At 70.8% G+C, this 14,671-nt stretch carries 13 protein-coding genes; 4 read left to right on the top strand and 9 right to left on the bottom strand.

Translation table 11 applies throughout. The features are described 5' to 3' along the window. Window positions 1-186 precede the first annotated feature (186 nt). On the top strand, window positions 187-1,383 hold the full coding sequence (locus AB0J55_RS20340; RefSeq protein WP_364250319.1) for an MFS transporter: 1,197 nt from the start codon (window positions 187-189) through the stop codon (window positions 1,381-1,383). A gap of 178 nt (window positions 1,384-1,561) precedes the next feature. On the opposite strand, the gene AB0J55_RS20345 is transcribed toward AB0J55_RS20340, so the two are convergent. Further along, window positions 1,562-2,428 (bottom strand): hypothetical protein, encoded by an 867-nt coding sequence (locus AB0J55_RS20345; RefSeq protein ID WP_364250322.1) that lies wholly within the window; start codon window positions 2,426-2,428, stop codon window positions 1,562-1,564. A 355-nt stretch (window positions 2,429-2,783) separates the two neighbouring features. Here AB0J55_RS20345 and AB0J55_RS20350 point away from each other — a divergent pair, with 355 nt between their 5' ends. From AB0J55_RS20350 to AB0J55_RS20360, 3 genes are read left to right on the top strand one after another with little or no spacing between them, the layout of a single operon-like run. Next, the gene (locus AB0J55_RS20350; protein ID WP_364250325.1) at window positions 2,784-4,436 is read left to right on the top strand and encodes an AMP-binding protein; all 1,653 of its coding nucleotides are present in this window, start codon (window positions 2,784-2,786) and stop codon (window positions 4,434-4,436) included. A gap of 4 nt (window positions 4,437-4,440) precedes the next feature. Further along, entirely contained in the window at window positions 4,441-5,421 is a 981-nt protein-coding gene (locus tag AB0J55_RS20355; protein WP_364250328.1) for a phosphotriesterase-related protein, read from the top strand. A 14-nt stretch (window positions 5,422-5,435) separates the two neighbouring features. Then, complete coding sequence (locus AB0J55_RS20360) at window positions 5,436-6,062, top strand: TetR/AcrR family transcriptional regulator (RefSeq protein WP_364250331.1); 627 nt, start codon at window positions 5,436-5,438, stop codon at window positions 6,060-6,062. On the opposite strand, the gene AB0J55_RS20365 is transcribed toward AB0J55_RS20360, so the two are convergent. The 8 genes from AB0J55_RS20365 to fabG all read right to left on the bottom strand — a co-directional run bounded on the left by AB0J55_RS20365 (window position 6,059) and on the right by fabG (window position 14,500). Then, window positions 6,059-6,937, bottom strand: coding sequence for an alpha/beta hydrolase (locus tag AB0J55_RS20365; protein WP_364250334.1), 879 nt, complete (start codon window positions 6,935-6,937; stop codon window positions 6,059-6,061). The genes AB0J55_RS20360 and AB0J55_RS20365 overlap by 4 nt on opposite strands. 139 nt (window positions 6,938-7,076) lie before the next feature. Then, window positions 7,077-8,564, bottom strand: coding sequence for a hypothetical protein (locus AB0J55_RS20370; protein WP_364250337.1), 1,488 nt, complete (start codon window positions 8,562-8,564; stop codon window positions 7,077-7,079). A 99-nt stretch (window positions 8,565-8,663) separates the two neighbouring features. Continuing rightward, the gene (locus AB0J55_RS20375; RefSeq protein ID WP_364250340.1) at window positions 8,664-9,758 is read right to left on the bottom strand and encodes an acyl-CoA dehydrogenase family protein; all 1,095 of its coding nucleotides are present in this window, start codon (window positions 9,756-9,758) and stop codon (window positions 8,664-8,666) included. After that, the gene (locus AB0J55_RS20380) at window positions 9,755-10,939 is read right to left on the bottom strand and encodes an acyl-CoA dehydrogenase family protein (RefSeq protein ID WP_364250343.1); all 1,185 of its coding nucleotides are present in this window, start codon (window positions 10,937-10,939) and stop codon (window positions 9,755-9,757) included. Before AB0J55_RS20380 ends, AB0J55_RS20375 begins: the two co-directional genes overlap by 4 nt. Further along, the gene (locus AB0J55_RS20385; protein WP_364250346.1) at window positions 10,936-12,159 is read right to left on the bottom strand and encodes an acyl-CoA dehydrogenase family protein; all 1,224 of its coding nucleotides are present in this window, start codon (window positions 12,157-12,159) and stop codon (window positions 10,936-10,938) included. Before AB0J55_RS20385 ends, AB0J55_RS20380 begins: the two co-directional genes overlap by 4 nt. Further along, window positions 12,160-13,176: a phosphotransferase family protein gene (locus tag AB0J55_RS20390; RefSeq protein WP_364250349.1), complete on the bottom strand. Its 1,017-nt coding sequence runs from the start codon at window positions 13,174-13,176 to the stop codon at window positions 12,160-12,162. 104 nt (window positions 13,177-13,280) lie between these two features. Further along, window positions 13,281-13,733: a MaoC family dehydratase gene (locus AB0J55_RS20395; RefSeq protein ID WP_364250352.1), complete on the bottom strand. Its 453-nt coding sequence runs from the start codon at window positions 13,731-13,733 to the stop codon at window positions 13,281-13,283. Between the two features lie 5 nt (window positions 13,734-13,738). After that, the gene (gene fabG / locus AB0J55_RS20400) at window positions 13,739-14,500 is read right to left on the bottom strand and encodes a 3-oxoacyl-ACP reductase FabG (protein ID WP_364250355.1); all 762 of its coding nucleotides are present in this window, start codon (window positions 14,498-14,500) and stop codon (window positions 13,739-13,741) included. Window positions 14,501-14,671 lie beyond the last annotated feature (171 nt).

Raw genomic sequence — 14,671 nt, forward strand, 5'->3', positions numbered from 1 at the left:
GTCGAAATTAGGGGTGGCGGGCTCCGGGGCTCAAGGGAACCGGGGCCGGAGGAGCCGATGAGGCAGGGCGCAATGTCACGAAGGTCGTAGTGCCGATTCCACCTACGACGGCGGTGCCCGTTCCCGTGCCACTCCTACGATGAGGTCATTCACCCACGAGGCGTGCTCATTGAATGGAGGGTAGAAATGCCTATCGGGCTTCTCGCCTTGGCGCTGGGAGGCTTCGGCATCGGGCTCACCGAATTCGGGATCGTGGGGCTGCTGCCCGAGGTGGCCGCGGACTTCCGCGTCACCGAACCGGTGGCCGGGTACCTGGTCTCGGGTTACGCGCTCAGCGTCGCGGTCGGGGCCATCGCGCTCACCCTGGCGATCACCCGGTTCGACCGGAAGAAGGTGCTGCTTGGGCTGATGGTGCTGTTCATCGCGGGCAACCTGATCTCGGCCGTCGCGCCGGTCTACTCGGTGATGTTGCTCGGCCGGATCGTCGCGGCCCTGTGCCACGGCGCGTTCTTCAGCGTCGGCGCGGTGGTCGCCGCGGAGATGGTGCCGGAGAACAAGAAGGCCAGCGCGATCGCGTTGATGTTCGGCGGCCTGACCGTGGCCAACGTGCTCGGTGTCCCGCTCGGCACGCTGCTGGGCCAGCAGCTCGGCTGGCGCTCGACGTTCTGGGCGATCACGGTCATCGGCCTCGTCACCATGGCCGGCATCGCGCTGTTGGTGCCGCGGCCGGCGCCGGTCGAGCGGGCCGGCGTGCGCGGTGAGCTCGGCGCGTTCCGCCGTCCGCAGGTCTGGATCTCGGCGGCGATCACCGTGCTGTCCTACGGCGGCATGTTCGGCGCGTTCACCTACATCGCCTTCACGCTCACCGAGGTCAGCGGGTTCGCGAGCACCACGGTGCCCTGGCTGCTGGTGCTGTTCGGGGTCGGCATGTTCGCCGGCAACTTCCTCGGCGGCAAGGCGGCCGACCGGGCCCTGGACAAGTCGCTGCTGGTGATCCTCGGCCTGCTCACGGCGGTGCTCGCGGTGTTCGCGCTGACCGCGCACAGCAAGGTGCTGACGATCGTCTCGCTGTTCCTGATGGGCACCGTCGGCCTGGCCACCGCGCCCGGCCTGCAGCTGCGGATCATGCGGTACGCCGAGGACGCGCCGACGATGGCGTCGGGCGCCAACATCGCGGCCTTCAACATCGGCAACGCGCTCGGCGCCTGGCTGGGCGGCCTGGCTCTGGCGGCCGGGCTCGGGTTCGTCTCGCCGCTGTGGGTCGGGGCGGCGGTCAACGTCGTGGGGCTCGCCGTCCTGGCGGCCGGCTCGGCGGCGGCGCGCCGGCAGCGGACGCAGCTCTCCGGGTCCCGGCCGGGAACTCCGCAGGCCGTCGCCGGCTGAGGAGTTTCCCCGTTCGTGAGGGGAACCGGGGTTCCCCTCACGAACGGGTCCGGGCCGGACGACCCGACGACGTTCACGTCCGGCCCCCGCCACGGGAACCGCGGCTCACCACCGGGCCCGGCGAGGCGCACCCCTCGCCGGGCCCCGCGGTGTCAGCGGTCCCGCGGTGTGCGGCCGGTCACCGGCTGCAGGGCGCGAGGGCGTCGAGGCCCTGCGGCTTGGCCGCGTTGCGGCCGATCGCGGTGGCGATCCGGTTGATCGTCGCCACGCGCTTGTCTTCGAGCGGGCCGAGGATGGCGTTCTGCACGAAGTTGGGGCCGCCCTGGCCGACGGTCGTCTTCAGGCGGTTGTTGGCTTCGGCGATCTGGGTGTTCAGCAGTTCGAGGTTCCGCTGGACCTCGGCCTGGGCCTGGGCGGGGATGGCCGGGAGCTGGCTCGCCACGTCGGGGCAGGAGATCTGCCCGACGCCGGCGTTCCCGGTGTTGCCGCTGTTGCCCTGGTTGCCGTTCTGGCCGTTGTTGCCGTTGTTGCCGTTGTTGCCGTTGTTCTGGTTCTGGCCGCCGTTGCCGGTGCCCTGGGCCGGTGCCGGGGCGCCGGCTTGCCCGCCGACCGAGCAGGTGGCCAGGCTGTCGAGGCCCTGCGGCTTCTCGGCCCGGCGCCCGATCGAGATGGCGATCCGGTCGATCGTCGACTTCCGCTTGTCCGCCAGGGGCCCGAGGATGGCGTTCTGGACGAAGTTCGGCCCGCCCTGGCCGACGCTGGTCTTCAGGCGGTTGTTGGCTTCGGCGATCTGGGTGTTCAGCAGGTCCAGGTTGCGCGTCACCTCGGCTTGGGCCTGGGCGGGGATGGCCGGGAGCTTGCTCGCCACGTCGGGACAGCTGATCTGGCCGACCGCCGCCTGACCGCCCGAGGCGGCGCTGGCGGCGCCGGGGTCACCGAAGGTCGTGGCGACCGCCAGTGCGCCGCCCGCGATCGCGAGGGCGAAGACGCCGGTCGCGATCTTCGTCCGCTTGGAGAGGCGGTGTCGTCCACCGGAAGCAGGCATGAATGACTCCGTTTTCGTGCGTGAGTTAGCGTGAACATATGGGGTCTCCGCCGTGTTCGGGGGATACGGCGGAGTATTCGGATGGGGCGGTCCAATCTGGTCGCCGACGCCATGGTGGCCTCTGTACCAGGGGTTTGTCCAGTGTGATCCGGTCGGAAAAGAAGATCTGAACCATTTCGAACCGGGGGACGTGTACTCCTGTGACGGTGGCATCTGGCCACGTTGTTTTGCGGCGATTTCGGCGCACGGGAATTGCGGTGCGCCATTTCGGCGTGCTCGCGCGGGCTTGACGCGGGCCGCCGTGTCCTCCTAGCGTCGGCATACCGACCGGTCGGTGTCCAAAGGAGGTCACTGGATGAGCTGGTACGACGCGAAGCCCTGGCTCGCGAGCTACGACGAACGCGTGCGGGACGCGGAGCCGGCGAAGCCGACGACGTTGCCCGAGTCGTTCCGCCGCGCCGTGGACCACGTGCCGGACCGGGCCGCGATCGCGTACTTCGACGCGCAGCTGAGCTACCGCGAAGTCGACGAGCTCTCCGACGGCGTCGCCCGGTACCTGACGGCCCAGGGCTTCACGCGCGGCGACCGGCTGGCCCTCGTGCTGCAGAACATCCCCCAGTTCGTCATCGCGCTGCTGGGTGCGTGGAAGGCCGGCGGAATCGTGGTGCCGGTCAACCCGATGTACCGCGAACGCGAGCTCACGCACGTGTTCACCGACGCCGGCGTGAAGGCGGTCGTCTGCTCGCAGCGCGGCTGGAACGCCTACATCGGCGAGACCGCGGCCGCGAACGGCGTCGGCATCGCCCTCACCACGAGCGAGCTGGAGTTCCAGACCCGCGACGACGAGCGCGTCCTGGCCAAGATCGAGCGGGAAGCGACCCCGGGCGCGACCGAGCTCCTCGAAGCCGCGGCCACGCCGGGCCCGAAGCCGCCGGAACCCGCCTTCGCGCTCGGCGACACCGCCCTGATCAGCTACACCTCCGGCACCAGCGGCACGCCGAAGGGCGCGACCAACACCCACGGCAACATCGGCATCAACGCCGCGGGCCTCGGGTCCTTCAGCGGCCTGCCCGCGGGCTCGACGCTGTTCGGGCTCGCGCCGCTGTTCCACATCACCGGCATGGTCTGCGAGCTGGGGTCCGCGATCGACATCGAGGGCACGCTCGCCCTGGCCTACCGCTTCGAGCCGGGCGTCGTGCTCGACGCCTTCCTGGAGCACAAGCCGTCGTACACGGTCGGGCCGTCGACGGCCTACATGGCGCTGATGGCCCACCCGTCCTTCAGCCGCGAGCACTTCGCTTCGTTCGCGCTGCTGTACTCCGGCGGCGCCGCGCTGCCGCCCGCCGTCGTCGAGGCGTTCCGCGCGAAGACCGGGCACTACATCCACAACGGCTACGGCCTCACCGAAACCACGGCGGGCTGCGTCGTCGTCCCCGGCACCCTCGAGGCGCCGATCGACCCGGAGTCGGGCACGATCTCGATCGGCCTGCCGGTGCCGGACACGATCGTCCGGATCCTCGGCGAGGACGGCGAAGAGCTGCCGCCCGGGCAGCCGGGGGAGATCGCCGTCGAAGGCCCGATGGTCGTCTCGGGCTACTGGAACCGGCCCGACGCCACCGCCGAGGCCCTGCCCGGCGGCCGGCTGCTCACCGGCGACATCGGGTTCATGGACGAGCGCGGCTGGGTCTACGTCGTCGACCGCAAGAAGGACATGATCAACGCGTCGGGCTTCAAGGTCTGGCCGCGCGAGGTCGAAGACGTCCTGTACACGCACCCGGCGGTCCGCGAGGCGGCCGTCGTGGGCGTCGCCGACGAATACCGCGGCGAGACGGTCAAGGCGTACGTCAGCCCGGCGCCCGGCGCGACCGCCGATCCGGCGGACCTGGTCGCCTGGTGCAAGGAACGGCTCGCGGCGTACAAGTACCCGCGGACCGTCGAGGTCCTCGACGAGCTGCCGAAGACGACCAGCGGCAAGATCCTGCGCCGCGAGCTGCGGGCTCGGGGGTAGCGCGATGGTCGAGACGGTCCGCGGCGCGATCGCGCCGGAAGCGCTGGGCCGGGTGCTGATGCACGAGCACCTCTTCGTGCTGAGCCCCGAATTCGCCGAGAACTACCCCGAGCACGAGGGGTTCCGCGAAGAGGAGCACGTCCCGGAGGCGATCCGGCGCCTGAAGGAGCTGAAGGACGCGGGGATCGACACGATCGTCGACCCGACGGTGATCGGCCTGGGCCGCTACATCCCGCGCGTGCAGCGGGTGGCCGCCGAGGTCGAGGTCAACATCGTCGTCGCGACCGGGCTCTACACCTACAACGACGTGCCGCACTACCTGCACTTCCGCGGGCCGGGCACGTTGCTGCAGGGCGAGGACCCGCTGGTCGGGATGTTCGTCGGGGACCTGCGCGACGGCATCGCGGGCACCGGCGTCAAGGCGGGCCTGCTCAAGTGCGCGACGGACGAACCCGGCGTGACCCCGGGCGTCGAGCGCGTACTGCGGGCGGTGGCGAAGGCGCACGTCGAGACGGGCGCGCCGATCATGACGCACACGCACGCGGGCACGCGGCGCGGCCTGGAGCAGCAGGAGGTGTTCGCGTCCGAAGGCGTCGATCTGACCCGCGTGCTCCTCGGGCATTCGGGCGACTCGACGGACCTGGGCTACCTGACGGAGCTGGCCGACCGCGGTTCGCTGCTGGGCATGGACCGGTTCGGCCTGGACCTGCTGTTGCCGTTCGAGGAGCGGGTGAACACGGTGGCGGCGCTGTGCGAACGCGGCTACGCGGGCAGCATGGTGCTCTCGCACGACGCGTCCTGCTACATCGACTGGCTCCCGTCGGCGCAGCTGCCGTCGATCGCGCCGAACTGGCACTACCTGCACATCACCCGGGACGTGCTGCCGGCGCTGCGGGAGCGCGGGGTGTCCGAAGCGGACATCACGACGATGCTGGTGGACAACCCGCGGCGGTTCCTGTCGTGGCGTTATCCTGGTGCGTCCTGAGAGGGGGTATTGCGGTGACCCGAGCAAGCACCCGCAAGCCGGGCGAGGCCACCGGCGACGACCAGGCCGCCGTCCCCCGGCGGCTGCTGGAGCACGCGACGAAGCTGTTCGCGAAGAAGGGCTTCGACCGCACCTCGGTCCAGGAGATCGTCGAGGCCGCGGGCGTCACCAAGGGCGCGATGTACCACTACTTCGGCTCGAAGGACGACCTGCTCTACGAGATCTACGCGCGGGTGCTGCGGGAGCAGACCCGTCAGCTGGAGAGCGTGGCCTCGTCGGACGCGCCGTTGCGCGAGCGCCTCGCGGCGGCGGCGTCCGACGTGGTGGTGTCGAGCATCGACAACCTGGACGACAACACGATCTTCCTGCAGTCGATGCACCAGCTGTCCCCGGACAAGCAGAAGGCGGTCAGGGCCGAGCGGCGCAAGTACCACGAGCGGTTCCGCGGCCTGGTCGAGGAAGGCCAGCGGTCGGGGGAGTTCCGCACGGACAAGCCGGCCGACGTGGTGGTGGACTTCTTCTTCGGGTCGGTGCACCACCTGGGGTCCTGGTACCGGCGAAGCGGCTCGCTGACGGCACGCCAGATCGGCGACCACTACGCGGACCTGCTCCTCGACGCCCTGCGGCCGCCGGCGGGCTAGTGCCGCTGCACGTGGTCCAGCAGCAGCGCGCTCACCTCGTCCGGGGCCTCCATCGCCATCCACTGGCTCGCGCCCTCGACGATCTGGAAGCGGTACTCCGCGTCGATGTGGTGGACCGTCAGTTCCGCCGCGCTCTGGCCCAGGTACGGGTCCTCCCGGCCCCACAGGTACAGCGTCGGGACCTTGATGCGGCCCGCCGGGATGTCGAACTCGTCGTTCGTGGCTCCCCGGTACCAATTCAACGTCGCCGTCATCGCGCCCGGTTCGGAAAGGCGCTCGACGGTGCGCTCGACGATCCGCGGGGGAACGCGGCGGCTGTAGACGGCCCGTAATTGCGCCGCTTCACCGCGTAAGAGGTATTTCTCGGCCTTGCCTTCTTCGCGGCGGAAGAAACGGATGTAACCCAGGTCGTGGAACTGGCCGTCGTCCGTGGCCGCCGCCTGGCGCAGGGCCGCCGGGTGGGGGGTCGAGAGCACCGTCAGGGACCGGAGGCGGTCGGGGTGCGCCGTGGCGAACACCCAGGCCACCATGCCGCCCCAGTCGCGGGCGATCAGGTGGAAGCGGTCCGCGCCCTGGCTCTCGGCGAACGCCAGGACGTCGCCGACCAGCAGGTCCAGGGCGTAGTGCTCGACGCCGTCGGGGCGCGCGCCCGCCGCGTACCCGCGCTGGTCCACCGCCAGCGCCCGGTAGCCGGCCTCGCCGAGGGCGTGCAGCTGCTCGGTCCAGGACTCCGCGAACTCGGGCCAGCCGTGCAGCAGCAGCACGAGCTCGCCCGACTCGGGCCCGGCCGCGAGCGCGGTGTGGTGGTGGCCGCCGACGGCGATGGTCAGTTCCTCCAGCGCGGCGGCGTCCGTCGGGGCGACGGCTGATTCCATGGCGCACAGGCTAGATCCGCACCACCCGACAGAACCATGGGGATAAGGGCACTTTTGTCACACGTTTGCGCCCGCAGTGGCCTGGCTCACAAAATTCTCGCTCAGATGAGCGAAAATTCGGCCGGAAACTGAAGTTTCTTCATGAAATCCCCAGTCGCCGGAGGTCCACCACGGCCTTGTCGACCGTGAAGACATCGGCCGGGCGGCGGTTCCCGGCGAGCAGCGAAACGTAACAGCCGTAGTCGATCGCGTACCCGTCGTACAGCCGGCCCGGGTGCCGCGGGTCGACCACCCCGCGCTCGAGGATGTGCAGCAGCCGCGCGTCGCACAGCGTGTCGATCGCGGCCGGGCGGTCCCGCGCGGGCAGCAGGAAGGTGCGGCACCGGCGCCGGCCCACCACCTCGTCCACCAGCAGGCCCAGCACCCGGTCGGCGTCGTCGTCGCGGCTGATCACCGACTGCTTGTCCCGCAGGTACCAGTCCCGCGCGGCCCGGCGGACGTGCGCCAGCCCGATCTTCTCTTCGTGGGCGTGCTGGGCGGCCAGCGCCGCGATGTTGATCGCGTCGCGCGGGACACCCTCGGCGGCCCGGACGAGCTCGCCGAACGCCCCGCCGTCGAAGGCGGTGTCGACGAACGCGCCGGGCACCGGCGTCCGCAGCATCGAGGCGAGGATCGGCCGGACGTGGTTGCCGAACAGCTCGCGGAAGAACGCCTGCGCCGCTTCCGGCGACTGCCCGAACACCAGGGCGTCGTCGAGGCTGACGGCGGACGCCGCGTCCGAGCCGACTTCGATGCCCAGGTAGTCGTCGTCGAGCGGGACGAAGAACCGGGCGCGGTGCTCGATCGCGGCGATCTTCGCCGTGACGCCCCGGACCGGCAGGACGCTGCGGCGCAGCAGGTCGGCCAGGAACGGCTGCAGGTCGAGCGGCACGCTGCTCCACTCGTCCAGCAGCAGCCACAGCCGGGCCGGCCGGACGCCGTCGGCGACGGCCTGCACGGCCCGGCTCAGCGGGCCGAACAGTACGCGGTGCTGCTCGACGCCGGTGCGCTTGCGGCGGCTCGACGCCGTCGCCGACGTCCTGCGCCGGCCGCCGGCTTTGGCGCCGCCGTGGCGGGCGACGGACAATTCCGCCGAGTATTCCCGTTCCACGGCGTCGCCGAAAGTCTGTTCCTGTTCGGTTTCCCCGATGACTTCGACTTCGGTGGCGGCGGACACCAGTGCGTCGAGGCCGCTCAGCAACGCGTCCGGGAAATCGCCGTCGACGGCCAAGGCGAAAAGCCGGTCGTGGACGGCTTCGAGGGTGTCCACCAGCAATTGCGTGCCGCGCTGGGCGGGGCTCAGCGCGGTGCTGGCGTACAGGCCGCCGGTGGAGCCGATCGTCCGCAGGTCCAGGTAGACCGGGATGTCCCCGGTGCCCTCGGCCAGTTCCTGCAGGTGCAGCAACGCGTGCGTCTTGCCGGTGCCACGGCGGCCGAACAGGATCTGGTGATCCGCGGAATTGATCATCGCGGAAAAGGATCCGGCGGCGACGTAGGTGGCGGCCAGTGTCGACCGGTCGGCGCTTTCCGCGCGCCGGGGAATGCGCATCAGGGCCTGGTTGAGGTGCTTCTGGATGGCCTGCGCCATGGGAGCCAGCGTACGGCAGTCATTGCCCCGTCCGGCACGGCCGAATGTGTTGCGCATCGGCGGAAACGGCCCGGGTAAAGGGCCGTTTCCGCCGATGGATCAGGCGGGCAGGTCGATCAGGTCCGCGAGCCGGGCCCGGTGCTTGCCGGGGGTGCCGAGAGCGATCTCGTCCGCCTTCGCCCGCTTCAGGTACAGGTGCGCCGGGTGCTCCCACGTCATCCCGATGCCGCCGTGCAGCTGGATCGCCTCCTCCGTCGCGCGGACGGCGATCGGCGCGTTGCGGGCCTGGGCGACCGCCACCGAGATCGGCACGTCGGTGCCCGTGGCCAGCGCGTCGGCGGCGTTGCGGGCCGCCGCGCGGGCGAGCACCAGGTCCGTGTACAGGTTCGCCAGCCGGTGCTTGAGCGACTGGAACCCGCCGACCGGGCGGCCGAACTGGTACCGGCCCTTGAGGTAGCGCACGGTCTCGGTGAGCGCCCACTCCGCGACGCCGGTCTGCTCCGAGGCCAGGATGCCCGCGCCGAACAGCAGCGCCTGCTCCAGCGCCCCGGCGGCCGCCGGACCGGAGGCGACCGGCGTGGCCGGGGCGTTGTCCAGCGTCACGTCGGCCACCCGCCGGGTCAGGTCGAACGAGACCAGCTCCGACACCGTCGCCGCCGACGCCTCGACCACGTACAGCCCGGGGCCGTCCGGGCCGGCGGCCGGGACGACCAGCAGGTCCGCCACCGACGCGTCCGCCACCGTGCCCACCCGGCCGCTCAAGGTGCCGTCCGGGTTCGCCGTCACCGACGACGGGAAGCCCGCCCCCGGCGCCGTCGACAGCGGCACGGCCAGCGCACCGATCGCCTGGCCCGCCGCCAGCTTGCCGACGAAGTCCCGCGCGCCGGCGTGCACCAGCGCCGTCGTCGCCAGCACGACGCTGCCGAGGAACGGCACCGGCGCGACGCTGCGGCCGAGTTCCTCGGCGACGACGGCGACCTCGCGGGCCGACGCGCCGTGGCCGCCCAGCTCCTCCGGCACCGCCAGCCCGGCCACGCCCACCTCGTCGGCCAGCGTGCGCCACAGCTTCAGGTCGTACGGCTCGGCCGTTTCCACGCGCGCCAGCAGCGCCTCGGCGCCGGCCTTGTCCGCGAGCAGGTCCCGGACCGAAGCCCGCAGGTCCTCTTCGACGTCGGAATACAGGAGGTCGGTCATCGGGGGAGGTCCTTCCAGGCGACGTCCTTGTCGACGCGCGGCTCCGAGGGCAGCCCCAGCACGCGCTCGGCGATGATGTTGCGCAGGACCTCCGAGGTGCCGCCCTCGATGGAGTTGCCCTTCGCGCGCAGGTAGCGGTAACCGGCTTCGCGGCCGGTGAAGTCGACGATCGCCGGGCGGCGGAACGTCCAGTCGTCGTAGGCGAGGCCCTCTTCGCCGAGCAGCTCGACCTCCAGGCCGGTGAGCGCCTGGTTGAGCTCGGAGAAGGCGACCTTCATGGCCGACCCTTCCGGCCCGGGCGCGCCGACCGCGAGCTGCTGGCGCAGCCGGGTGCCGGCCAGCCGCAGCGTCTCCGCCTCGACCCAGTGCTTCACGAGCCGGTCGCGCAGCTCCGGCGTGCGCAGCTCGGGGCGTTCGCGCCAGGTCTTCGCGACGATCCCGATCAGGCCGCCTTCGCGCGGCTGGACGTGCCCGCCGATCGCGACGCGCTCGTTCATCAGCGTCGTCTGCGCGACCTTCCAGCCCTCGCCGACCGCGCCGAGGCGCTGGGTGTCCGGGATCCGGACGTCGGTCAGGAAGACCTCGTTGAACTCGGCCTCGCCGGTGATCTGGCGCAGCGGCCGGACCTCGACGCCGGGCGCGGTCATGTCGCACAGGAAGTACGTCATGCCCTGGTGTTTCGGCACGTCCGGGTCGGTGCGGGTGACCAGGATCGCCCACTGCGACTCGTGCGCGCCGGACGTCCAGACCTTCTGGCCGGTGACGATCCAGTCGTCGCCGTCGCGCACCGCGCGCGTCCCGAGGGCGGCGAGGTCGGAGCCGGCGCCCGGCTCGGAGAACAGCTGGCACCACACCTCCTCGCCGGTCCACAGTGGACGCAGGAAGCGCTCGCGCTGCTCCGGTGTGCCGAAGGCGAGGATGGTCGGCGCGGCCATGCCGAGGCCGATGCCGATCCGGCGCGGGTTGTTGTCCGGCGCGCCCGCCGCCGTGAACACTTCGTCCACAACGGACTGCAGCGCGCGCGGCGCGTTCTGCCCGCCGAGCCCGGCGGGGAAATGGATCCAGGCGAGCCCAGCGTCGAACCGGGCGCGCAGGAAGTCCATGCGGTCGGTCGACGCGGGGTCGTGGTTCGCCAGGAATTCGGTCGCCTGGCGGGTCAGGTCTTCGGCGGTGACAGTCACTTCGCGCCCTCCGAGAGGTACTTCTTCAGTTCGCGCCGGGCCAGCGAGCGCTTGTGGACCTCGTCCGGCCCGTCGGCCAGGCGCAGCGTGCGGTTCCCGGCCCACATGGCGGCCAGCGGGAAGTCCTGGCTGACCCCGCCCGCGCCGTGCACCTGCACGGCCTTGTCGAGGATCCACTCGACGGTGATCGGGGTGGAGATCTTGATCGCCTGGATCTCGGTGTGCGCGCCCTGGTTGCCGACGGTGTCCATCAGCCACGCGGTCTTGAGCACCAGCAGCCGCTGCTGCTCGATCTTGACCCGTGACTCGGCGATCCAGTCCTGCACCACGCCCTGCTGGGCGATCGGCTTGCCGAACGCCTCGCGCGAGATCGCGCGGCGGCACATGAGCTCCAGCGCGCGCTCGGCCATGCCGATGGCGCGCATGCAGTGGTGGATGCGGCCCGGGCCGAGCCGGGCCTGGGCGATCGCGAAGCCGTCGCCCTCGCCGGCGATGAGGTTCTCGACCGGCACGCGGACGTCCTCGAAGAGCACCTCGGCGTGGCCGCCGTGGTCGCTGTCGTCGTAGCCGAAGACGTGCATGCCGCGCTTGACCGTGACACCGGGAGTGTCGCGGGGGACCAGGATCATGCTCTGCTGCTTGTGCGGCGCGGCGTCCGGGTCGGTCTTCCCCATGACGATGAAGATCTTGCAGGCGGGGTTCATCGCCCCGGAGATGTACCACTTGCGGCCGTTGACGACGTATTCGTCGCCGTCACGCCGGATGGCGGTCTCGATGTTGCGGGCGTCGGAGGAGGCGACGTCCGGCTCGGTCATCGCGAAGGCCGAGCGGATTTCGCCGTTCAGCAACGGTTCCAGCCACTGCTTCTGCTGCTGTTCGTTGCCGAACATGGCCAGCACTTCCATGTTCCCGGTGTCCGGCGCGGCGCAGTTGAGCGCGGTCGGCGCGAGCCGGATGCTGCGGCCGGTGATCTCCGCCAGCGGCGCGTACTGCAGGTTCGTCAGGCCCGCGCCGTGCTCGCCGGGGAGGAAGAAGTTCCACAGGCCGCGCTTGCGGGCCTCGGCCTTGAGCTCCTCGACGACCGGCGGGATGGCCCACGGGTCGTCGCGTTCGGCGAGCTGCTGCTCGAACACCGGCTCCGCGGGGTAGATGTGCGAGTCCATGAACTCGAGGAGCTTCCCGCGCAGCTCCTCGGTCTTCTCGTCGAACGCGAAGTCCATTTACTTCTCCTCTTTGAGAATCTCGTTGCCGTGCGCGACGAGCGGGGCGACCCCGGCCCCGACGCCTTCGAAGCCCGCTCCGACCGTCTGGCCCTTGCTGAAGCGGTAGTAGATGCCCTCCAGGATCACGGCCAGCTTGAAGAACGCGAAGCTGACGTACCAGTTCAGCTGCGAGACGTCCCGCCCGGACAGCTCGGCGTAGCGGGCGACGACCTCGTCGGTGCTCGGGTAGCCGGGCGCCGAGCTGGCGTTGGACACGAACGGCAGCGACACCTTGTCGCGCTCGGCGTAGGCGACCAGCAGCGCCAGGTCGGTCAGCGGATCACCGAGCGTCGACATCTCCCAGTCGAGCACCGCGGAGATCCGGCCGGTCTCGTCGACCAGGACGTTGTCGAGGCGGTAGTCGCCGTGGACGATCGACGGCGTCCCGGACACCGGGACCGCCGCGGCGAGCCGGTCGTGCAGCTCGTCGACGCCCGGCAGGTCCCGGCTGCGGGAGGCGTCCAGCTGCTTCTTCCACCGCCGCAGCTGCCGCTCGAGGAAGCCCTCCGGACGGCCGAAGTCGCCCAGCCCGACGGCGGCCGGGTCGACCGCGTGCAGGTCGACGAGCGTGCCGACCAGGGCGTCGGCCATCGCCCGGGTGCGGTCCGGGCCGAGTTCGCGCAGCTGGTCCGCGGTCCGGTACGGCGTGCCCTCGACGAAGCTCATGACGTAGAACGGCGCCCCGACGACGTCGGCGTCCTCGCACAGCAGCAGCGCTTCGGGCACCGGCACGGCGGTGTCGCGCAGGCCGGAGATCACCCGGAACTCGCGGCTCATGTCGTGCGCGGTGGGCAGCACGTGCCCGAGCGGCGGCCGGCGCACCACCCAGCGCGACCGGCCGTCGCCCACCACGTAGGTCAGGTTCGACCGGCCGCCTTCCACGACGTCCGCGGTCAGCTCGCCGCCGACCAGGCCGGGCCGGTGCGCGTCCAGGTGGGCGCGCAGGCGGCCCAGGTCGAGTCCAGGCGGGTTCATGCAGTCTCCTCTTCGTCGAGGGGAGCATACCGACTAGTCGGTATGAGGTACAGAGAGCCGCGGGAAGCGTCACTTCCCCGGGAAAGCGACGCCTCCCGGCGGTGTCACGCGAGGAACCGGGTGACCCACTCGGCGACGCAGGCGGGCTTCGCCTCGCCGTCGATCTCGACCGTCCACTTCGACACCGCCTGCTTGCCGCCGGGGATGTCGGTGACCTCCACCAGCTCGGCCCCGGCGCGCACCTTCGAGCCGACCTTCACCGGCTGCGGGAAGCGGACCTTGTTGAGGCCGTAGTTGATGCCCATCCTGATCCCGTTGACCCGGTAGATCTTCGGGCCGAACGCCGAGAGCAGCGACAGCGTCAGGAAGCCGTGGGCGATGGTGCCGCCGAACGGGCCGGCGGTCGCCATCGGCTCGTCGACGTGGATCCACTGGTGGTCGTCGGTGGCGTCGGCGAACAGGTTCACCCGGTCCTGGGTGACCTTCAGCCACTCGCTGTACCCGAGGTGCTCGCCGACGGCCGCGGCGAAGGCGTCCAGGTTCTCGAACTCGCGCATCGGCCTCAGTCCTTCGGTCCGCCGGCGACGTAGATGACCTGGCCCGAGACGAACCCGGCGCCCTCGCTGACCAGGTAGGAGGTCAGGTGGGCGATGTCGTCGGGCGTGCCGACGCGCTGCACCGGGATCTGCGACGCGGCGGCGGCCTTGAAGTCCTCGAAGCTCATGCCCAGGCGTTCGGCGGTCGCGGCGGTCATGTCGGTGGCGATGAACCCCGGCGCGATGGCGTTGGCGGTGACGTTGAACTTGCCCAGCTCGATGGCGAGGGTCTTGGTGAAGCCCTGCATGCCGGCCTTCGCGGCGGAGTAGTTGACCTGGCCGCGGTTGCCCAGCGCCGAGGTGCTGGAGAGGTTGACGATCCGGCCGTACTTCTCCTGCGTCATGTACTTCTGCACCGCGCGGGTCATCAGGAAGGACCCCTTGAGGTGCACGCCGAGCACGGAGTCCCAGTCCTGTTCGGTCATCTTGAAGATCAGGTTGTCCCGCGTGATGCCGGCGTTGTTGACCAGCACCACGGGCGGCCCGAGCTCATCGGCCACCCGGCTGACGGCGGCCTCGACCTGCTCGGCGTCGACAACGTCGAGGGCGACACCGACGGCCTTGCCGCCCTTCGCGACGATCGCCTCGGCACCCTGCTTGACGCCGGCCTCGTCCAGGTCCAGCAGCCCGACGGCAAAGCCGTCATCGGCCAGCCGAGCGGCAACGGCGGCACCAATGCCACGACCGGCACCGGTGACCACGGCGACACGGGAAGGGGAATCGGTCACGGGGGACCTCCTCGTCGTTGAGAATCGGGCTCGTGCCCGCGAGCCTACTAAGCGGTTGGTCATCAGACCATACGTGGAAGAGGTCCTCGAGGCGGCGAAGCCATGCGCAGGATCATAGCGACGGCCGGGGGTATGCCGGGTGATGCTCCGCTCGGGGGAACCCGGTTCAGG

The organism is Amycolatopsis sp. NPDC049688, assembly GCF_040674975.1.
Lineage (GTDB): Bacteria > Actinomycetota > Actinomycetes > Mycobacteriales > Pseudonocardiaceae > Amycolatopsis.

What these genes read in the sequence shown, in the direction of transcription:
- AB0J55_RS20340 (WP_364250319.1), top strand. Translation starts at nt 187, where the DNA reads ATGCCTATCGGGCTTCTCGCCTTGGCGCTGGGAGGCTTCGGCATCGGG.
- AB0J55_RS20345 (WP_364250322.1), bottom strand. Translation starts at nt 2,428, where the DNA reads ATGCCTGCTTCCGGTGGACGACACCGCCTCTCCAAGCGGACGAAGATC.
- AB0J55_RS20350 (WP_364250325.1), top strand. Translation starts at nt 2,784, where the DNA reads ATGAGCTGGTACGACGCGAAGCCCTGGCTCGCGAGCTACGACGAACGC.
- AB0J55_RS20355 (WP_364250328.1), top strand. Translation starts at nt 4,441, where the DNA reads ATGGTCGAGACGGTCCGCGGCGCGATCGCGCCGGAAGCGCTGGGCCGG.
- AB0J55_RS20365 (WP_364250334.1), bottom strand. Translation starts at nt 6,937, where the DNA reads ATGGAATCAGCCGTCGCCCCGACGGACGCCGCCGCGCTGGAGGAACTG.
- AB0J55_RS20370 (WP_364250337.1), bottom strand. Translation starts at nt 8,564, where the DNA reads ATGGCGCAGGCCATCCAGAAGCACCTCAACCAGGCCCTGATGCGCATT.
- AB0J55_RS20375 (WP_364250340.1), bottom strand. Translation starts at nt 9,758, where the DNA reads ATGACCGACCTCCTGTATTCCGACGTCGAAGAGGACCTGCGGGCTTCG.
- AB0J55_RS20385 (WP_364250346.1), bottom strand. Translation starts at nt 12,159, where the DNA reads ATGGACTTCGCGTTCGACGAGAAGACCGAGGAGCTGCGCGGGAAGCTC.
- AB0J55_RS20390 (WP_364250349.1), bottom strand. Translation starts at nt 13,176, where the DNA reads ATGAACCCGCCTGGACTCGACCTGGGCCGCCTGCGCGCCCACCTGGAC.
- AB0J55_RS20395 (WP_364250352.1), bottom strand. Translation starts at nt 13,733, where the DNA reads ATGCGCGAGTTCGAGAACCTGGACGCCTTCGCCGCGGCCGTCGGCGAG.